At 72.5% G+C, this 15,006-nt stretch carries 19 protein-coding genes; 4 read left to right on the top strand and 15 right to left on the bottom strand.

The genetic code is table 11. From position 1 onward, the window contains the following. Positions 1 to 10: 10 nt before the first annotated feature. The gene (locus VNM44_RS11390; RefSeq protein WP_325626000.1) at positions 11 to 802 is read right to left on the bottom strand and encodes an alpha/beta fold hydrolase; all 792 of its coding nucleotides are present in this window, start codon (positions 800 to 802) and stop codon (positions 11 to 13) included. A gap of 50 nt (positions 803 to 852) precedes the next feature. Between VNM44_RS11390 and VNM44_RS11385 the strand changes: the two genes are divergently transcribed. Then, positions 853 to 1,287 carry a cyclic nucleotide-binding domain-containing protein gene (locus VNM44_RS11385; protein ID WP_325625999.1) on the top strand — a complete coding sequence of 145 codons (435 nt, stop codon included), beginning with the start codon at positions 853 to 855 and terminating at the stop codon, positions 1,285 to 1,287. A 58-nt stretch (positions 1,288 to 1,345) separates the two neighbouring features. Then, positions 1,346 to 1,837 carry a hypothetical protein gene (locus tag VNM44_RS11380; protein ID WP_325625998.1) on the top strand — a complete coding sequence of 164 codons (492 nt, stop codon included), beginning with the start codon at positions 1,346 to 1,348 and terminating at the stop codon, positions 1,835 to 1,837. Positions 1,838 to 1,909: 72 nt separating this feature from the next. Here the strand turns inward: VNM44_RS11380 and VNM44_RS11375 are convergent, their stop codons facing one another. Beyond that, the gene (locus tag VNM44_RS11375) at positions 1,910 to 2,188 is read right to left on the bottom strand and encodes a GlsB/YeaQ/YmgE family stress response membrane protein (RefSeq protein WP_325625997.1); all 279 of its coding nucleotides are present in this window, start codon (positions 2,186 to 2,188) and stop codon (positions 1,910 to 1,912) included. 19 nt (positions 2,189 to 2,207) lie between these two features. After that, entirely contained in the window at positions 2,208 to 2,420 is a 213-nt protein-coding gene (locus VNM44_RS11370; protein ID WP_325625996.1) for a hypothetical protein, read from the bottom strand. Between the two features lie 75 nt (positions 2,421 to 2,495). On the opposite strand from VNM44_RS11370, the gene VNM44_RS11365 reads away from it, so the two are divergent. Further along, a complete protein-coding gene (locus tag VNM44_RS11365; protein ID WP_325625995.1) occupies positions 2,496 to 3,395 on the top strand; it encodes a DMT family transporter in 900 nt (299 codons plus the stop codon). On the opposite strand, the gene VNM44_RS11360 is transcribed toward VNM44_RS11365, so the two are convergent. The 4 genes from VNM44_RS11360 to VNM44_RS11345 are packed head-to-tail and all read right to left on the bottom strand — an operon-like array spanning position 3,392 to position 6,834. Beyond that, positions 3,392 to 4,771, bottom strand: coding sequence for an FAD-binding oxidoreductase (locus VNM44_RS11360; protein ID WP_325625994.1), 1,380 nt, complete (start codon positions 4,769 to 4,771; stop codon positions 3,392 to 3,394). The genes VNM44_RS11365 and VNM44_RS11360 overlap by 4 nt on opposite strands. 1 nt (position 4,772) lies before the next feature. Continuing rightward, positions 4,773 to 5,588 (bottom strand): ABC transporter permease, encoded by an 816-nt coding sequence (locus VNM44_RS11355; RefSeq protein WP_325625993.1) that lies wholly within the window; start codon positions 5,586 to 5,588, stop codon positions 4,773 to 4,775. After that, positions 5,585 to 6,442 (bottom strand): ABC transporter ATP-binding protein, encoded by an 858-nt coding sequence (locus VNM44_RS11350; protein WP_325625992.1) that lies wholly within the window; start codon positions 6,440 to 6,442, stop codon positions 5,585 to 5,587. Before VNM44_RS11350 ends, VNM44_RS11355 begins: the two co-directional genes overlap by 4 nt. Then, entirely contained in the window at positions 6,439 to 6,834 is a 396-nt protein-coding gene (locus tag VNM44_RS11345; protein ID WP_325625991.1) for a SixA phosphatase family protein, read from the bottom strand. Before VNM44_RS11345 ends, VNM44_RS11350 begins: the two co-directional genes overlap by 4 nt. Positions 6,835 to 6,934: 100 nt before the next feature. On the opposite strand from VNM44_RS11345, the gene VNM44_RS11340 reads away from it, so the two are divergent. Further along, entirely contained in the window at positions 6,935 to 7,768 is an 834-nt protein-coding gene (locus VNM44_RS11340; protein WP_325625990.1) for a PhzF family phenazine biosynthesis protein, read from the top strand. Here the strand turns inward: VNM44_RS11340 and VNM44_RS11335 are convergent. From VNM44_RS11335 to VNM44_RS11300, 8 genes are all read right to left on the bottom strand, one after another. Next, positions 7,765 to 8,304 (bottom strand): YidB family protein, encoded by a 540-nt coding sequence (locus tag VNM44_RS11335; RefSeq protein ID WP_325625989.1) that lies wholly within the window; start codon positions 8,302 to 8,304, stop codon positions 7,765 to 7,767. The two genes, VNM44_RS11340 and VNM44_RS11335, sit on opposite strands and share 4 nt — an antisense overlap. Before the next feature lie 42 nt (positions 8,305 to 8,346). Next, a complete protein-coding gene (locus VNM44_RS11330) occupies positions 8,347 to 8,742 on the bottom strand; it encodes a hypothetical protein (protein ID WP_325625988.1) in 396 nt (131 codons plus the stop codon). Next, the gene (locus VNM44_RS11325; RefSeq protein WP_325625987.1) at positions 8,739 to 9,551 is read right to left on the bottom strand and encodes a carbohydrate kinase family protein; all 813 of its coding nucleotides are present in this window, start codon (positions 9,549 to 9,551) and stop codon (positions 8,739 to 8,741) included. Before VNM44_RS11325 ends, VNM44_RS11330 begins: the two co-directional genes overlap by 4 nt. Beyond that, entirely contained in the window at positions 9,548 to 10,888 is a 1,341-nt protein-coding gene (locus tag VNM44_RS11320) for a cytosine permease (protein WP_325625986.1), read from the bottom strand. The genes VNM44_RS11325 and VNM44_RS11320 overlap by 4 nt, the downstream gene beginning before the upstream one ends. 63 nt (positions 10,889 to 10,951) lie before the next feature. After that, positions 10,952 to 11,425, bottom strand: coding sequence for a flavin reductase family protein (locus VNM44_RS11315; protein WP_325625985.1), 474 nt, complete (start codon positions 11,423 to 11,425; stop codon positions 10,952 to 10,954). A 61-nt stretch (positions 11,426 to 11,486) separates the two neighbouring features. After that, entirely contained in the window at positions 11,487 to 14,294 is a 2,808-nt protein-coding gene (locus tag VNM44_RS11310) for an aconitate hydratase (RefSeq protein WP_325625984.1), read from the bottom strand. Beyond that, positions 14,291 to 14,743 (bottom strand): type II toxin-antitoxin system VapC family toxin, encoded by a 453-nt coding sequence (locus VNM44_RS11305; protein WP_325626017.1) that lies wholly within the window; start codon positions 14,741 to 14,743, stop codon positions 14,291 to 14,293. Before VNM44_RS11305 ends, VNM44_RS11310 begins: the two co-directional genes overlap by 4 nt. Continuing rightward, entirely contained in the window at positions 14,740 to 14,988 is a 249-nt protein-coding gene (locus tag VNM44_RS11300; RefSeq protein WP_325625983.1) for a CopG family transcriptional regulator, read from the bottom strand. Before VNM44_RS11300 ends, VNM44_RS11305 begins: the two co-directional genes overlap by 4 nt. Between the last annotated feature and the right edge of the window lie 18 nt (positions 14,989 to 15,006).

Below are 15,006 nucleotides of genomic sequence, written 5' to 3'. Positions count from 1 at the left end.
GACGCCCCTCTCAGCTCCCGGCGAAGCCGAGGATCAGCTCCGCCGTCTCGAGCGGGACGTCGAGCTGCGGTGCGTGGCCGACGCCTTCGAGCTCGACCCAGTCGGCCTGTGGGAGGAGCTGCTCGCGGTAGCGGATGGCGGCTCGGGGGAAGGGGAGGATCCGGTCGGCCGTGCCCCAGACGATCCGCACCGGACAGGTGATCCGCTCCGCCTCGAGCGGGTAGCCGTCGCTGAGCGCGCGGTCGATCATCGGGAGCGCGTCGCAGGCTGCCGCGCCGGCGATCAGGTGGGCGATCAGGCCGGCGGGGATGTGCTCGTAATGCGTCGTCAGGTAGGCGGTCGCGCTGCGTCGCCCTCCCGGTGACGAGGCGATCGCCTCGGCGTGCGGAGCAGCCTTGCGGACCTGATCGTGCATCGTCGCGAAGAAGCCGAGCGTCTCGGCGAGCGACGGATCGCCGTGCGCCCAGCCGCCCGCGGGCGCGAGCGCCACGACAGACCGTGCCCGTCCGCGGGCGGCGAGCTGGAGCGCCACGAACCCACCGAGCGAGTTGCCCACGAGGTGCGCCGTCTCGAAGCCCGCCTCGTCCATCGCGCGTTCGACCGCACTCGGCAGCAGGTCGACGGTCACCTCGCCGTCGAGCCGAGGGCCGCCCGCATGGCCGGGCAGCGTCGGCGCGAGCACGTCGTGGCGCCGCTCGAGAGCCGGCAGCACGAGCTCCCACGTGCGCCACGTGTCGGTGAACCCGTGGATCGCGACAAGAGGCGTACCGGAGCCGCCGCGGTGAGCGGGAGTGAACGTCACGCGTGGACGGTACGGGTCTCGGCAAGCCGAGCCGGGATATGATCGCCGCGATGTCGGTCGTCGACGAGCTCCGTGGGGTCCGGCTCTTCTCGGGGCTCAGCCAGCGGCAGCTGCGTCAGCTCGCCCGCCTGGCGAAGGAGCGTCAGTTCCGGCCCGGGGTGACGGTCGTCGAGGAGGGCACGATGAGCGGGGTCTGCTTCTTCATCGTCGCCGAGGGCGAGGGCTCGGTGAGCGTCGACGGCGAGGAGGTCGCTCGGATCGGTCCCGGCGACCATTTCGGCGAGCTCGCATTGATCAGCGAGGCGGCACGCACCGCCACGGTGACCGCCGTCACGCGCCTGCGCTGCCACGTGATCGCCTTCTGGGACTTCCGCAAGTTCGCGAGGGACAACCCCGACGTCGCGTGGAAGCTGCTCCAGCATCTCGCCGACCTGCTGGCCGGCGAGCGCGAACGGCGCGCCCGTGCGGCGCTCGCTCTCGGCTGACGTCGGATCCGTGATTTCCCCGATGCGGCGTCCCACGCCGTGGTCTGCACTGCGGCGGATGGCGTGCGGCGGAGCGTGCACGACGAGGGCTGCCGGGGTCTCGACGCTCGCGGCGGGCTTCGGGCTGGTCGGGCTCGGGCTCTGGGCGCGCCGGGACGTGCGCCGCGGCCTCGAGCGCGAGCGGATTGTCTCGACACCGGGCTCGAAGCCGCCGAGCGCTCCGGTCGTCGACGCGGGCGCGGCGCGCTCGCTCGCGGAGGTGATCCGCGACGCGACGCTCTCCTCGACGGGAGGGACGACGTACGGCGACACCCCGAGCTACGTCGACGCCGAGGGTCGCCCGACGCCGGAACGGAAGCTCGCCGCGCTGGATCCGGTCACCGGGAAGCCGGTCCAGAACCCGGCACAGGCTCTCTGGCTCCAGTCGACGACGCTTCAGACGGCGCTCATGCAGGCATATCTCGCTCAACGCCTCGCCGAGCTGACGGTCGGCCTCGGTGCCGTCCTCGTCGGCGTCGGCACCGGCCTGGCGGCCGTTCCACGCCGCTGACGCCGCGACGCGCGACGCGAAGACGCGCGCGAGGCCGGCAGCTACGCAGGCCCCACGCAGGTCGTTCGAGTCTCAGACGAGTCGCCGCCGCCCGCCGCGGCCCTCGAGCGCCGACGCGAGCCAGAGGATCGCGACCGCGCCGAGAATCGCCGCCACCCACGTGCTGAAGTCCCAGAACTCGTCGATCGGGTCGCCCAGGCCGAGCAGTGACGCGACGAGGCCGCCGAGAAGGGCGCCGCCGATGCCGAGCAGCGCCGTCATCACGATTCCCAGCCCCTCGCCGCCCGGGAAGATCCTCTTCGCGATGATCCCGGCCACCAGGCCGAGCACGATCCAGCCGATGATCCCCATGTCGTCTCCTTGGTGGCGGTCAGGCGGCCTGCGTGCCGGCGGGAGAGCTCCGCCGGGCCGCGACTGCGCCGACAGCGAGGGCGAGTCCGCTCAGCGCGCCCGCGCCGATCAGCAGCCGACGCCGTCTCGGCGCCCGCCCGGCCAACCTGTTCAGCTTGCGCTCGATCCGCTTCCGGGACACCCAGGCGACGAGCGCCCCGAGCAGTGCGTTCCGTTTCGTGAACACCTTCATGTCGGCCGGGGTACCCGCGGCGTGCCGAGCGGAAACCGATCCGGCCGTCATGGCCGCCGTGGTTGACTGACGACCATGCAGGCGAGCGCGGGCCCGGAGCGGCGCCGGGCCCGAGAGGGCCGGCTCGCGATCCTCCTCGCCGCAGTCGCGTGGTCGACGGCGGGCCTGGGGCAGCGCGGCCTCGACGCGTCCGCGGTCACCCAGGTCGCCGGACGGGCCTTCTTCGCCGCGCTCGCCCTCCTCGCCCTCGTGCTGGCCATGGAGCGTCGAGGGACCATGCGCGCGTTCCTCGGGATGGGCAGGTCGGGCCTCGCGATGACGGTGTTCCTCGCGATCTCCTCGGGAGCGTTCCTGCTCGCGCTGAACCACACGTCCGTCGCGAACGTGCTCTTCATGCAGGCGGCCGCGCCGATGATGGCGGCGCTGCTGGGCTGGGTGCTGATCTCCGAGCCGGTCGACGGGCGCACGTGGGCGGCGCTTCTCCTGGCCGGCGCGGGGGTCGCGGTGATGGCGGCCGGCTCGCTCGACGCCGGGATCGCGGCCGTCGGCCTTCCGTTGCTGATGACGGCGTCCTTCGCGGTGGTGATCGTGATCGCGCGGCACCGGCGGGACGTCTCGATGATGCCCGCGACGTGCGCTTCGCAGGTGCTCGTCGTGGTCGTGTGCGCGCCGTTCGTCACCCTCGGCTCGGTGAGCGGGAGCGACTGGGCGATCCTCGCCGCGCTCGGCGTCGGGCAGATGGGCCTCGGCCTCGCCTTCCTGACGATCGGCGCGCGACTGATCCCCCCGGCCCAGGTCGCGCTGATCTCGTTGCTCGAGGTCGTGCTCGGGCCGCTCTGGGTCTGGCTCGCGTACGGCGAGCGCCCGTCGTCGGCGACGCTCGTCGGCGGCGCGATTGTCGTCGCGGCCGTCGTCGTGCAGGCAGTAGCGCCCATGCCCGCCGGCCGCGGTGCCGCGAGCGAAGCGCATGTCTAGGGGCGTGCCAGCACCTTGCCCGGGTTCATGATCCCGTTCGGATCGAACAGCTCCTTGATGCCGTGCATCAGCGGCAGCAGGTCGCCGTGCTCGCGCTCCAGGGCGTGGATCTTGCCGAGCCCGATTCCGTGCTCTCCGGTGCTCGTCCCACCACGGGCGAGCGCGTCCTCGACGAGCGCGTCGACCAGCTCGTCCGACGCCCGCAGCTCCTCGGGATCGTCGGGGTCGACGTGCAGCGAGAGGTGGACGTTCCCGTCTCCCGCGTGGCCCACGATGCCGGCGACGAGGCCTCGGCGATCGACCTGCTCACGCGCGAAGGCGACGGCGCCTGCAAGCTCGGAGAGCGGAACGCAGATGTCGGTCGGGCGGTGCTTCTTCCCCGGCACGGCGGCGCCAGAGGCGTACGCGGAGGCATGGCGGGCGGCCCAGAGCCTCGCCCGCGCCGTCGGGTCGCGCTCGGCGACGACGTCGGTCGCGCCCTCTGACGCGGCGATCTCGCGGACGAGGTCGAGGTCCGACGCGACGGCGCCCTCGCTCCCGGACGCCTCGACGAAGAGCGACGGCCCGGCCGGGAGATCGGTGCCGGAGTAGGAGTTGATCGACGCGATCGTCCACGCGTCGAGCAGCTCCGCTCGCGTCACGCCGGCCCCGCCCGCGACGATCGTGGCGGCCGCACGGCACGCCGACTCGAGGTCAGGGAACGAAAGGCGGAGGACGACCGACTCCTCGGGTATGCCCTGGAGACGAAGTGTCAGCTCGGTGATCACGCCGAGCGTGCCCTCCGAGCCGACGAAGAGACCGAGGAGGTCGTAGCCGGCGGACGTCTTCGGTGCGCGGCTGCCCGTACGGACGACGCGCCCGTCCGCAAGGACCGCCTCGAGAGCCAGGACGTTCGCGCGCATCTTCCCGAAGCGCACCGTCGTGGTCCCTGCCGCGTTCGTCGCCGCCATCCCGCCGAGCGTCGCGTCGGCGCCGGGGTCGACGGGAAAGAACAGGCCGTGTTCTGCGGCCGCGCGTTCGAGCGCGCTTCGCGGGACCCCCGGCTGCACCGTCGCCGTCAGGTCGGCCGGCGAGAGGTCGAGAATCCGGTCCATCCGGCTGAGGTCGAGCGAGATGCCGCCGGCGACGGGGATCACGTGGCCCTCCAGGCTCGAGCCGGCGCCGAACGGCGTCACGGGGATGCCGAGGCCGTCGGCGAGGGCGAGGACCGCGGAGACGTCTCCCGTCGAGGTCGCGTAGACGACGACGTCGGGTCGCGCGGGCCGGTGGAAGGAGATGTCGCTCGCGTGCAGGTCGCGCTCGGAGTCCCCGTCGGACACGCGGCTTCGGTCGCCCACGGCGACGGCGAGCGCCTCGCGCAGCTCCTCGGACGTCACGTCAGCGCTCGCGCGGCTGCCAGCCGAACCGCTTTGCGGCGACGACGTACCCCGCGATCCCCCAGGCGAGAAGCACGCCGACTGCCGTGAGGTCGTGCGTCAGCCCTCGCCCGTGGAGATAGGCGGCCTGGAGAAGGTCGATCAGGTAGGTCAGCGGAAGCACGTCCGCGATCTTCTGCAGCACCTCGGGGTAGCTTCGCGTCGGCCCGAAAGACCCGGAGAGAAACGCCATCGGCAGGATCACGAGGTTGATGACCGCCGAGGAGCCCTCTGCGGAGCGGATCAGGGAGGCTGCCCCGAAACCGAGGCCGGCGAACGCGACGCCGCCGAGCAGCACGACGGGGATCACCGCCGGCCAGCTCTCGGCCCCGCGCGCGTCGTACAGAAAGATCCCGAGCAGCACCGTGACGAGCATCTGGAGCACGAAGACGAAGAGCGTCGACACGAGGACGGCCGCGAGGTAGGTCGCGGCCGGCAGCGGTGTCGCGCGGAGACGCTTGAGGATGCCACCCTCGCGCCGGATCACCATCGTGATCGCGAGACCGCCAAAGGCGGTGTTCGCGCAGCCGTAGCCGATCATCCCGACGAGCAGCCGGTCGGCCGCGGGGACGCCGTCGATCGTCCCGTCGTACACGGCGCCGAGCAGGAGGAAGAGCATCGGCGGGAAGATGAAGACGAACACGGCCGACTCGCGGTTCCGCCAGAACATGAGCTGCTGCATCCGCAGCTCGTGGAGGAACAGTGCGAGCGACCGCGTGGTGCCCTCCTCCCGTGCGGGGGCCCGCCGTGGAGCAGCGGTGTCGGCCTCGGCCCTCACGACTCGTCTCCGTCGACGAGCTCGAGGTAGACGTCCTCGAGCGTCGGACGCCGAACCTCGAGTCCCTCGAGCTCTCGCCCTTCGGCGACGGCGCGCGCCGTGAGGTCTGCCAGCACGCGCGTGGGCTCGGCCGTCGCGACGACGACTTCGCGGCCGTCGTCGCGGTAGCGGATCTCGACCTGCGGCGCCGCGCCGATCAGCTCCGCGGGCGTCCCGATCCGGACGAGGCTCCCCTCCCGGATCACAGCCACGCGGTCGGCGAGCTGCTGCGCCTCGTCGAGGTAGTGGGTCGTCAGGAGGATCGTCTTGCCGAGTGAGCGGAGCGAGCGGACGAGCTCCCAGGCCGTGCGCCGCGCGGCCGGGTCGAACCCCGTCGTCGGCTCGTCGAGGAACACGAGCTCCGGGTCGCCCACGAGGGCGATCCCGAGGTCGAGCCGGCGCTTCTGTCCGCCGGAGAGCGTCTTGACGCGCTCGCTTGCCTTCTCCGCGAGGCCGACGAGCTCGATCACCTCGTCGACGTCACGCGGCTCGGCGTAGTAGCCCGCGAACATGAGGTGCACCTCGCGGACGGAGAGCGACGGGGGCAGCTCCGACTGCTGCAGGACGACGCCGATCCTCTCGCGATGTCGCCGGTCGCTGCCCCAGGGGTCGACCCCGAGCACCCGGACGTCGCCCCCGTCCCGCTCGCGGTAGCCCTCGAGGATCTCCACGGTGGTGGTCTTGCCCGCGCCGTTCGGCCCGAGCAGGCCGAAGACCTCACCGGCGAGGACGTCGAAGTCGATCCCCCGGACCGCCTCGCGGCCGTCGTAGGCCTTGCGCAGCCCGCGGACGCTGATCGCCGCCGCGGAGCTCACGCGTGGAGCTCGAGCTCGGCCATCGCCCCGGGCGAGAACCCGGGGTCGGCGCCCGTCGCGGCGAGGGCGATCTCCGAGCAGTCCGGCTGGTGCCCGACCGTCGCGACCGGCCCCTTCTCGTCCGCAACCGCCTCGCGGAGGCCGGCGAGCGTGGCACCGGGCGCGAGCCGGCGGTCGACCTGCAACGACGCTCCGGTCGCGTCGGCGATCGCCTCGGCCGTCTGCCGGGCGCGGACGAGCGGGCTCGTGAGAACGAGGACCGGAGGCTCGGCGGCGGCGGCGAGCCGCTCGGCGAGCTCTTCTGCCTGGCGGCGGCCCTTGCCGGTCAGCTCGCGCAGCTCGTCCGGCTCGCCGGGCGCGGCCTTGGCGTGTCGGCAGAGGTAGACGCGCACAGAGCCGAGGATAGTCGCGCCTGGGCGTAGGCAGTCGCATCCCGGGCGCGGCTTCGGCCTCGCCCGCCTTCCTTCGCACCTGCCCCGCTATAACCGGTCGATGCCGACCTATCGCTACGTCTTCGCCGACGTCTTCACGGACGTCCCCCTCACGGGCAACCAGCTCGCCGTCTTCACGGACGGGCGCGGCATCGAGGCCGAGACCATGCAGGCGATCGCGCTCGAGATCGGCTTCTCGGAGACGGTCTTCGTCCTCCCGCCGGAGAGCGGTGGGACGGCCCGCATCCGGATCTTCAACCCGCGGGCCGAGATGCCATTCGCCGGGCATCCGACGCTCGGCACCGCCTTCGTGCTCGGCGCACCGTTGCAGCTCGGCGTGATCGCGCTCGAGACGGGCGTCGGCATCGTTCCCGTCCTGCTCGAGCGCGACGACTCGGGGCGGATCGTCTTCGGCCGGATGACCCAGCCTGTGCCGCGAATCGAGCCGGTCGAGGATCCCGAACGCGTGCTCGCCGCCGTCGGCGCGGCGCGGTCGCTCCAGCCGGTCGAGCTCTACGACAACGGCGCGCGGCACGTCATCCTGACGCTCGAGGGGCACGCGCTCGCGACGCTTCGTCCCGATCGGGAGGCGATCGCGGAGCTCGGCGTCACCGGGGTGAACTGCGTCGCCTCGGTCGACGGCGGGTGGCGGAGCCGCATGTTCTGGGCGAACGGCGAGGACCCGGCCACGGGCTCGGCGGCCGGCCCCATCGCGTGCCATCTCGCCCGGCACGGGCTGATCGCCTGGGGCGAGGAGATCGTGATCGCTCAGGGCGTCGAGATGGGCCGCCCCTCGTCACTCCACGCGCGCGCCGAGGGCGGCGACGGCCTCGTCGACGCGGTCGAGGTCGGCGGCTCTGCGGTCGTCGTCGCCCGTGGCGAGCTGCGCCTCTAGCCCCCGAACTTCGCGGCGAGCTGGTCGAGGTCGTCGTTCGACGGCAGCTGCCCGTTCGGAGTCAGCCCGTTGACGACCTGCGGCACGACGTGCGCGAGCACTCCGGCCGCCTCGTCCTCCGAGATCCCCGCCTGCTCGGCGACCTGCTGCACGGCGTCGTGCCCGACGACGCTCTTCATCTGGTCGGCGCTGACCTGCTGGTTCTCGCCCGTGCCGACCCACGAGTCGGCCTCCGAGGTGAGCCCGTTCGCCTGCGCGTTCTGCATCAGCTTCTGAAGGCCTCCGCCCTTCAGGAGCTTCAGCACGAGCGGGGCCAGCGCGGCCGCGAGCGCGCCCATGTTCATGCCGCCTGCCTTCGTTCCGATGCCTCCGCCGGCCGAGCCGCCGCCGAGCAATCCGCCGAGGACGTCCTGGAGGCCGCCGCCGCCGCCACCGCCGGACCCGCCGAGCAGCCCGCCGAGCAGGTCGTCCAGCCCGCCGCTCGACTTGCCGCCGCTCTTCGTCAGGTTGCCCAGGATGTCATCGAGCCCGCTCATCGCCGCCTCCTCGTCGTGGATGCCTGATCGTTCCACACCGACCTAGGTCGCGAAACCGACCGAGGTGATCTCCGGGAGCTCGACCGTGAGCGCCGTCCAGAACCTGCCGCCGTCGCGCGAGACGTGGAGGCGCTCGCTCGTCGCGTAGACGATGACGTCGGGGTGGTCGGGGGAGATCGCGACCGCGACACCCGGCCCGAGCCCGGAGCCGGCCTCCCGCCACGTCAGGCCGCCGTCGTTCGAGACGACGAGCGGCGGCCTGCGGTCGACCACCGCGATCACCGTGGAGCCGTGTGCCGCCGCTGCGACGAGGAGTGGCAGCTCGACCGCCGGCGGGCTGGCGGGCGCCGCGGGCGCCGCATCGTCATCGACGACTTCGTCCTCGTCGAGATCGACCTCGACCGTGCCGATCGCGCACTCGACGAGCACATTCGTCATCGGCTCGAGATGAGGTCGGCCACGGCGCGGGACGCCCGCTCCGCGGCGGGGACCGGAGTGACGCCCCGTTGGCGTGCGTCGAGGTAGACGAGCGTGAAGGCGTCGCCGGCCCCGGTCGGGTCGGCCGCCCCGTGAACGGGATGGGGAGCGATGGGCACGGCCTCGTCCCCGGTCACGACGAGCGCGCCCTTCGAGCCGAGCGTCAGCAGGACCTCGGGCACGCCCAGCGAGCGGAGCCTCTCCGGTTCGAGGCCGCCCGCGAGGATCTGGGCTTCGTCCTCGTTCACCTTGAGCACCGTGAGGTGCTCGAAGACTCGACGATCGACGTCGGCGTCGCGCTCGAGCGGCCCCCGGCTCGCGACGCGGACGAGTCCCTGCCCGTCGAGCGCGAGGTGGCGTCCGCCGCGGCGGAGAGCCGCGAGGGTGTCGGTCGGGAAATGGGATCTGAGCAGACCGGCGACGAGCACCCAGCGAGCGTCGTGCAGCGTCGGCGCAGCCCACCCCTCGACGTCGTCGACGGTCCATGTGTCGCCGACCGCGTCGACCGTCATCACGCGGTGATCGCCCTCGTAGTGGAAGCTGAACGCCGTCGTCTCGCGCGCGTCGCCCGACGTCACCGGGATGCCGGTTGCCTCGAGCGCCGCGAGCGCGGTCTCCCGGTCAGCCGGGGCGCAGCGTGTCGCGACGGCGGCGTCCGCCCCGACCTGCGCCGCTGCCCGCGCCGCGTGGAAGACGCCGCCACCCGCCCGCGGCGCGTCCCCGGCGATGCGGTCGACGGTCAGGTTCCCGATCAGCGCCAGCGAGCTCATGCGCGCGCGGGACGGGCTCCGACCCGGCGGCCGGCGGCCGCGACGACGAGCGCCAGCGCGAACGAGACGGCGAAGCTCGGCAGCGTGGCGCCGATTCCCCAGGCGGGCGGATCGAGCCGCTGGACCTGGTCGACCCACCATGCAGGCCCGGTCGGCGAGAGCCACTGGTAGGCGACGAACCCTGCGAGCCACGCGGCGATCGCGCCGGCCCGGACCGACGGTGCGGCGAAGACGTCCTCGCGCTCGTAGCGACGGCCGGCCGCCAGCCAGTCGGCGAGCAGCACGGCGAACAGCGGCACGAAGCACGAGCCGAGCAGGAAAAGGAACGACTGGAAGCTCGTCAGCTCGAGGACGAGCGCGCCGATCGTTCCGAGCGTCGTCGTCGCGACGATCAGGAGCCGCTGCGGCACCTGCGGGAAGAGGTTCTGCAGGGAGACGGCGCCCGAGTAGGCGTTGGCGAACGCCTCGTCCGTCTCTGCAACGGTCAGGGCCAGCAGCACGAGGAGCGCGACGAGGCCGCCCGCCGCGACGGCCGCAGGCAGCGCGGAGGCGTCGGCGATGTCGCGTGTCAGAAGCACGACCGCCCCGAGCCCGAGCAGCAGCGCGTCGGGGACGAAGTAGCCGATCCCCGTTCCCCAGAACGCGCCGCGCGGCGAGCGCGCGAAGCGCGTGTAGTCGGCCGCGAGCGGGATCCACGACACCGTGACGCCGACGACGATGTCGATCCCCTGCCACGTCGAGAGGCCGCCTTCCCCGGGCCTGTTCCACGCGTCCTCCAGGCCGCCTCCGGTGAGCGCCCACCAGCCGAGGTAGCCGACCGCGAGCGGGACGACCCAGACCGCGACGCGGCGGATGACGGTGCGTACCACTCCGATCGGCCCGAGGAGTCCCATCGCGAGCGCCGCGGCGCCGAAGACGAGCGTCCACGCCGAGCGAGCCTCGAAGCCGAACAGCTCGTCGGAGAGCGCGGCCGCCGCGGTGGCGATCACGAGGAGCTCGAACACGGTCCAGCCGAGGCATTGGACGACGTTGACCGTCGTGGGCAGGTACGAGCCGCGCTCGCCGAGCGGCGCTCGCATCAGCACCATCGCGGGAACGCGCGCCTGCGCGCCGATCGCGCCCGCGACCGCGAGCATCAGGTTCCCGATCAGGCAGCCGACGAGGATCGCGACGAGCGCCGCCGGAAGCGAGAGCGCCGGGACGAGGATCGCGCCGGCGACGATCACGAGCAGCGAGACGCCGAGGTTGCCCCAGAGCAGCCCGAGGTCGAGCCCGCCCAGCACCCGCAGGCGCTCGGGAACCGGCTCGATGCCCCAGGACGTCTCGCGCTCGCTCACGACCGGCGAGGGTACCGTCGGCGTCCGGTGTCCGACTTCGAGTCGGACACGAGACGGCGCGCGTCAGGCGCTTGCGAACCGTCCCCGCACGCGCACCAGCGCCGGGGCGTCCACCCCGTGCTCGACCCGCTCCACCTCGCAGACGAAGAGCGTGTGCGTCCCCACGGCGACCTCGTCGCGGACGGCGCACTCGAGCCAGCCGAGCGCGCCGACGAGGAGCGGTGCCCCTCTCGCGCCCGGCTCCGTCGCCACGCCGTGCCACATCCCGATCGGTGGCACGCCGCGCGCGAAGTGCTCCGCGAGCCAGTCCTGTCCCGCCGCGAGGAGCGAGATGGCACACCCGCCGGCCCCGCGGAGGAGCTCGTGCAGCGCGGCCTGTCGGGAGACCGAGAAGCCCACGAGGGGCGGGTCGAGCGAGAGCCCGACGAGCGAGCCGACGGTCAGCCCGAGCCGCTGCCCGCCGGCATCGACCGTGACGACGGCAACCCCGGCCGGGAAGCGGCCGAGAAGAGCGCGGAGCTCGTCGGCGTCTGCCATGTGCGCATGATCCCAAGGGGACTGGCACCGAGGGTGCCTGTCCCCCGTGGCGCTCGCGGGGTCAGTCTCCCACTACGGGGACAGACCCCCCGGCCCCCGACGCCTCCAGCTTCCGCAGCACGTAGGGGAGGATCCCGCCTTGGCGGAGGTACTCGCGCTCGCGCGGGGTGTCGAGTCGCAGGATCGCGCGGAACTCCTTGCCGTCCGCGCGCACCGTCACCTCGCGCGCCTCCCCGTCCTCGACACCCGTCACCGAGAAGAGCTCCCGCCCCGTGAGCCCGAGCGACTCCCGGCTCTCCCCCTCGAGGAACTGCAGCGGGAGGACGCCCATCATCAGGAGGTTCGAGCGGTGGATCCGCTCGTAGCTCTCCGCGATCACCGCCTTCACGCCGAGGAGGTTCGGCCCCTTGGCCGCCCAGTCGCGCGACGAGCCCGAGCCGTACTCCTTGCCGGCGAGGACGATCGTCGGCACGCCCTCGGCGAGGTACCGCTCCGCGGCATCGAAGATCGTCGTCTCGTCACCCGATGGAAGGTGCACCGTCCACGTGCCCTCGGACTCCGGCACGAGCAGGTTCCGCAGGCGGACGTTCGCGAAGGTGCCGCGCACCATCACCTCGTGGTTGCCGCGCCGCGAGCCGTACGAGTTGAAGTCCTTGCGCTCGACGCCGTGATCGATCAGGTAGCGGCCGGCGGGCCCGTCCGGCCGGATCGCGCCGGCGGGCGAGATGTGGTCGGTCGTCACGGAGTCGCCGAGCGAGACGAGGCAGCGAGCGTCGTGGACGTCGTCCACGGAGCCTGGGTCCAGCGACATCCCGTCGAAGTACGGAGGGCGCCGAACGTAGGTGGACCCGTCGTTCCAGGCATAGAGATCCCCGGAGGGAATCTCCAGCTCGCGCCATTCGGGGTCGCCCGTGTAGACGTCCGCGTAGGTCTTCTCGAACATCTCGCGCCCGATCGCGCCCTCGACCGTCTCGCGCACCTCCCGCGGTGTGGGCCACACGTCGGAGAGGAACACCGGCTCGCCGTTCGCCGTGTGGCCGAGCGGCTCGGTCGTGAGGTCGAGATCCATGCGCCCGGCGAGCGCGTAGGCGACGACGAGCGGCGGGCTCGCGAGGTAGTTCGCCTTCACCTCGGGATGGATGCGCGCCTCGAAGTTCCGGTTCCCCGAGAGCACGGCGCAGGCGACGAGATCACCTTCGGCGATCGCCGCCGAGACCGGCTCGGGCAGCGGGCCGGAGTTGCCGATGCAGGTCGTACAGCCGTAGCCGACGGTGTGGAAGCCGAGCGCCTCGAGGTAGGGCGTGAGGCCGGCGCGGTCGAAGTACTCGCTCACGACCTTCGACCCCGGCGCGAGGCTCGACTTGACCCACGGCCGCCGGTCGAGCCCCAGCTCGACCGCCTTCTTCGCCAGCAGTCCCGCCGCCACCATCACCGACGGGTTCGATGTATTCGTGCACGACGTGATCGCGGCGATCACGACAGCGCCGTGGGAGAGGTGGACGACCTCGCCGTCGAGCTCGCAGGGGACACCCGCCGTCCAGGTCGGGGCGAGGGCGACCGGGGCGGGCGAGACCCCCTGACCGGTCGACGGCTCGGAGGCGCCCGGATCGGCGTGCGCGGGGGAATCGCTCGCGGGGAAGGACTCCACCACCGCCTCGTCCACGCCGTCGCCGTATGCGACGCCGAAGGTCTCCAGCGCCCCGAGGAACATTGTCTTCGCCTGCGTCAGCGGAATCCTGTCCTGCGGCCGGCGCGGCCCCGCGAGCGAGGGCTCGACGGTCGATAGGTCGAGCTCGACCACCTGCGTGTACGTCGCCGGCTCCGACGGGTCGTGCCAGAGCATGTTCTCCTTGCAGTACCTCTCGACGAGGGCGACCCGCTCGTCGCTGCGGCCGGTGAGACGCAGGTAGCGCAGCGTCTCGTCGTCGACGGGGAAGAAGCCGCACGTCGCGCCGTACTCGGGCGACATGTTCCCGATCGTCGCGCGGTCGGCGAGCGGCAGGCCCGCGAGGCCCTCGCCGAAGTACTCGACGAACTTCCCGACCACGCCCGTCCGGCGCAGGATCTCCGTGACCGTGAGCACGAGGTCGGTCGCGGTCGCGCCCTCGGGCAGCTGCCCGTGGAGTCGGAAGCCGACGACCTGGGGCACCAGCATCGAGATCGACTCGCCGAGCATCGCGGCCTCCGCCTCGATGCCGCCGACGCCCCAGCCGAGCACCCCGAGCCCGTTGACCATCGTCGTGTGCGAGTCGGTCCCGACGAGCGTGTCGGGGAACGCCCGCCCATCGCGGGTCTCGACGACGCGCGCGAGGAACTCGAGGTTCACCTGGTGGCAGATGCCGGTGTTCGGCGGCACGACCTTGAGCGCGTCGAACGCGCCCTGCCCCCAGCGCAGGAAGGCGTAGCGCTCACGGTTCCGCTCGAACTCGAGCTCCGCGTTCCGGCGGATCGCGAGGCGGCTCGCGAAGTCGTCGACCTGCACCGAGTGGTCGATCACGAGCTCGGCGGGAATCAGCGGGTCGATCGCGCTCGGGTCGCCGCCGAGCGCCGACATCGCGTCGCGCATCGCCGCGAGGTCGACGACGGCGGGGACGCCCGTGAAGTCCTGCAGCAGCACGCGGGCGGGGGCAAAGGTCACCTCGCTCGAGGGCTCTGCGGTCGCGTCCCAGCGCGCGATCGCCTCGACGTCCGCCGCCCGGACGGTGTCGCCGTCCTCCCGGCGCAGGACGTTCTCGAGCAGGATCCGCAGCGTGTACGGGAGCCGCGCGACGTCGTAGCGCGACTGCAGCGCGTCGAGGCGGAAGATCTCGTGGCTGGCGTCGCCGACAGAGAGGGCCGAGCGGGCGCCGAAGGTATCGGGATGGGTCATTGCTCCTCCTGTCGGTTCGGTGTGAGTGGCGCGCCGGGCTCGAGCGGGAAGCCGAGGGCGCGGAAGTCGTTGTCGAGCCCGAAGACGGCCGCCGCGCGGCCTTCGGTGGCGGTCACGGCGCCGACGCAGTCGGTGAACGAGAGGCTGAGCCCCGGGTGGCGCTCCATCAGGTCCCAGGCACGCGCGTCGAGCTCGGCGTCGGCGTGGCGAACGATCAACCGCCCGGCCTGGACGGCCTCCTCGAGCAGGCTCCGGAATGCGAGCGCTGCGTCGAGGCCCGCGTCGAAGCGGAGCCGCGTCGCGGTCTCCGAGACGACGAGGTCGGAGGTGAGAAGGACGTCGCCCGCATCGCGCAGCGACGTGTAGTGGTCCCGGACGCGCGCGTGCGCGCGGTCACGCCGCCAGAGAAGCGCGATGAACGCTCCCGAGTCGGCGTAGACGACCCTCAGACCCGCTCCTTGGGCGCGCCGTAGAGGTAGTGGTCGTGCTCCTCCGCGACGTCGTCGGGACCGCCCTCGTCCGCGACGAGGCCGATCAGCCGCTCGAGCGGATCGTCGCCCGAGTCGCCGCCGCTCGCGAGGTAGCGCTGCAGCGCCTCGCGGATGTGGAAGGCCTCCGACCGGCCGGTGCGTGCCGCGAGCCGCTTGAGCGCCCGCTCGCTCGCGTCGTCGAGGTAGATCTGCTTGCGACGCATACATTGCAGTATACATCA

The sequence above is a fragment of the Gaiella sp. genome, from assembly GCF_035558935.1.
Taxonomy (GTDB): domain Bacteria; phylum Actinomycetota; class Thermoleophilia; order Gaiellales; family Gaiellaceae; genus Gaiella.
The sequence above is the reverse complement of the archived record's forward strand: the minus strand, read 5'-3'. Positions and strand labels throughout refer to the sequence as shown.

What these genes read in the sequence shown, in the direction of transcription:
- VNM44_RS11385 (WP_325625999.1), top strand. Translation starts at nt 853, where the DNA reads ATGTCGGTCGTCGACGAGCTCCGTGGGGTCCGGCTCTTCTCGGGGCTC.
- VNM44_RS11380 (WP_325625998.1), top strand. Translation starts at nt 1,346, where the DNA reads ATGGCGTGCGGCGGAGCGTGCACGACGAGGGCTGCCGGGGTCTCGACG.
- VNM44_RS11375 (WP_325625997.1), bottom strand. Translation starts at nt 2,188, where the DNA reads ATGGGGATCATCGGCTGGATCGTGCTCGGCCTGGTGGCCGGGATCATC.
- VNM44_RS11370 (WP_325625996.1), bottom strand. Translation starts at nt 2,420, where the DNA reads ATGAAGGTGTTCACGAAACGGAACGCACTGCTCGGGGCGCTCGTCGCC.
- VNM44_RS11365 (WP_325625995.1), top strand. Translation starts at nt 2,496, where the DNA reads ATGCAGGCGAGCGCGGGCCCGGAGCGGCGCCGGGCCCGAGAGGGCCGG.
- VNM44_RS11340 (WP_325625990.1), top strand. Translation starts at nt 6,935, where the DNA reads ATGCCGACCTATCGCTACGTCTTCGCCGACGTCTTCACGGACGTCCCC.
- VNM44_RS11335 (WP_325625989.1), bottom strand. Translation starts at nt 8,304, where the DNA reads ATGAGCGGGCTCGATGACATCCTGGGCAACCTGACGAAGAGCGGCGGC.
- VNM44_RS11330 (WP_325625988.1), bottom strand. Translation starts at nt 8,742, where the DNA reads ATGACGAATGTGCTCGTCGAGTGCGCGATCGGCACGGTCGAGGTCGAT.
- VNM44_RS11325 (WP_325625987.1), bottom strand. Translation starts at nt 9,551, where the DNA reads ATGAGCTCGCTGGCGCTGATCGGGAACCTGACCGTCGACCGCATCGCC.
- VNM44_RS11315 (WP_325625985.1), bottom strand. Translation starts at nt 11,425, where the DNA reads ATGGCAGACGCCGACGAGCTCCGCGCTCTTCTCGGCCGCTTCCCGGCC.
- VNM44_RS11310 (WP_325625984.1), bottom strand. Translation starts at nt 14,294, where the DNA reads ATGACCCATCCCGATACCTTCGGCGCCCGCTCGGCCCTCTCTGTCGGC.
- VNM44_RS11300 (WP_325625983.1), bottom strand. Translation starts at nt 14,988, where the DNA reads ATGCGTCGCAAGCAGATCTACCTCGACGACGCGAGCGAGCGGGCGCTC.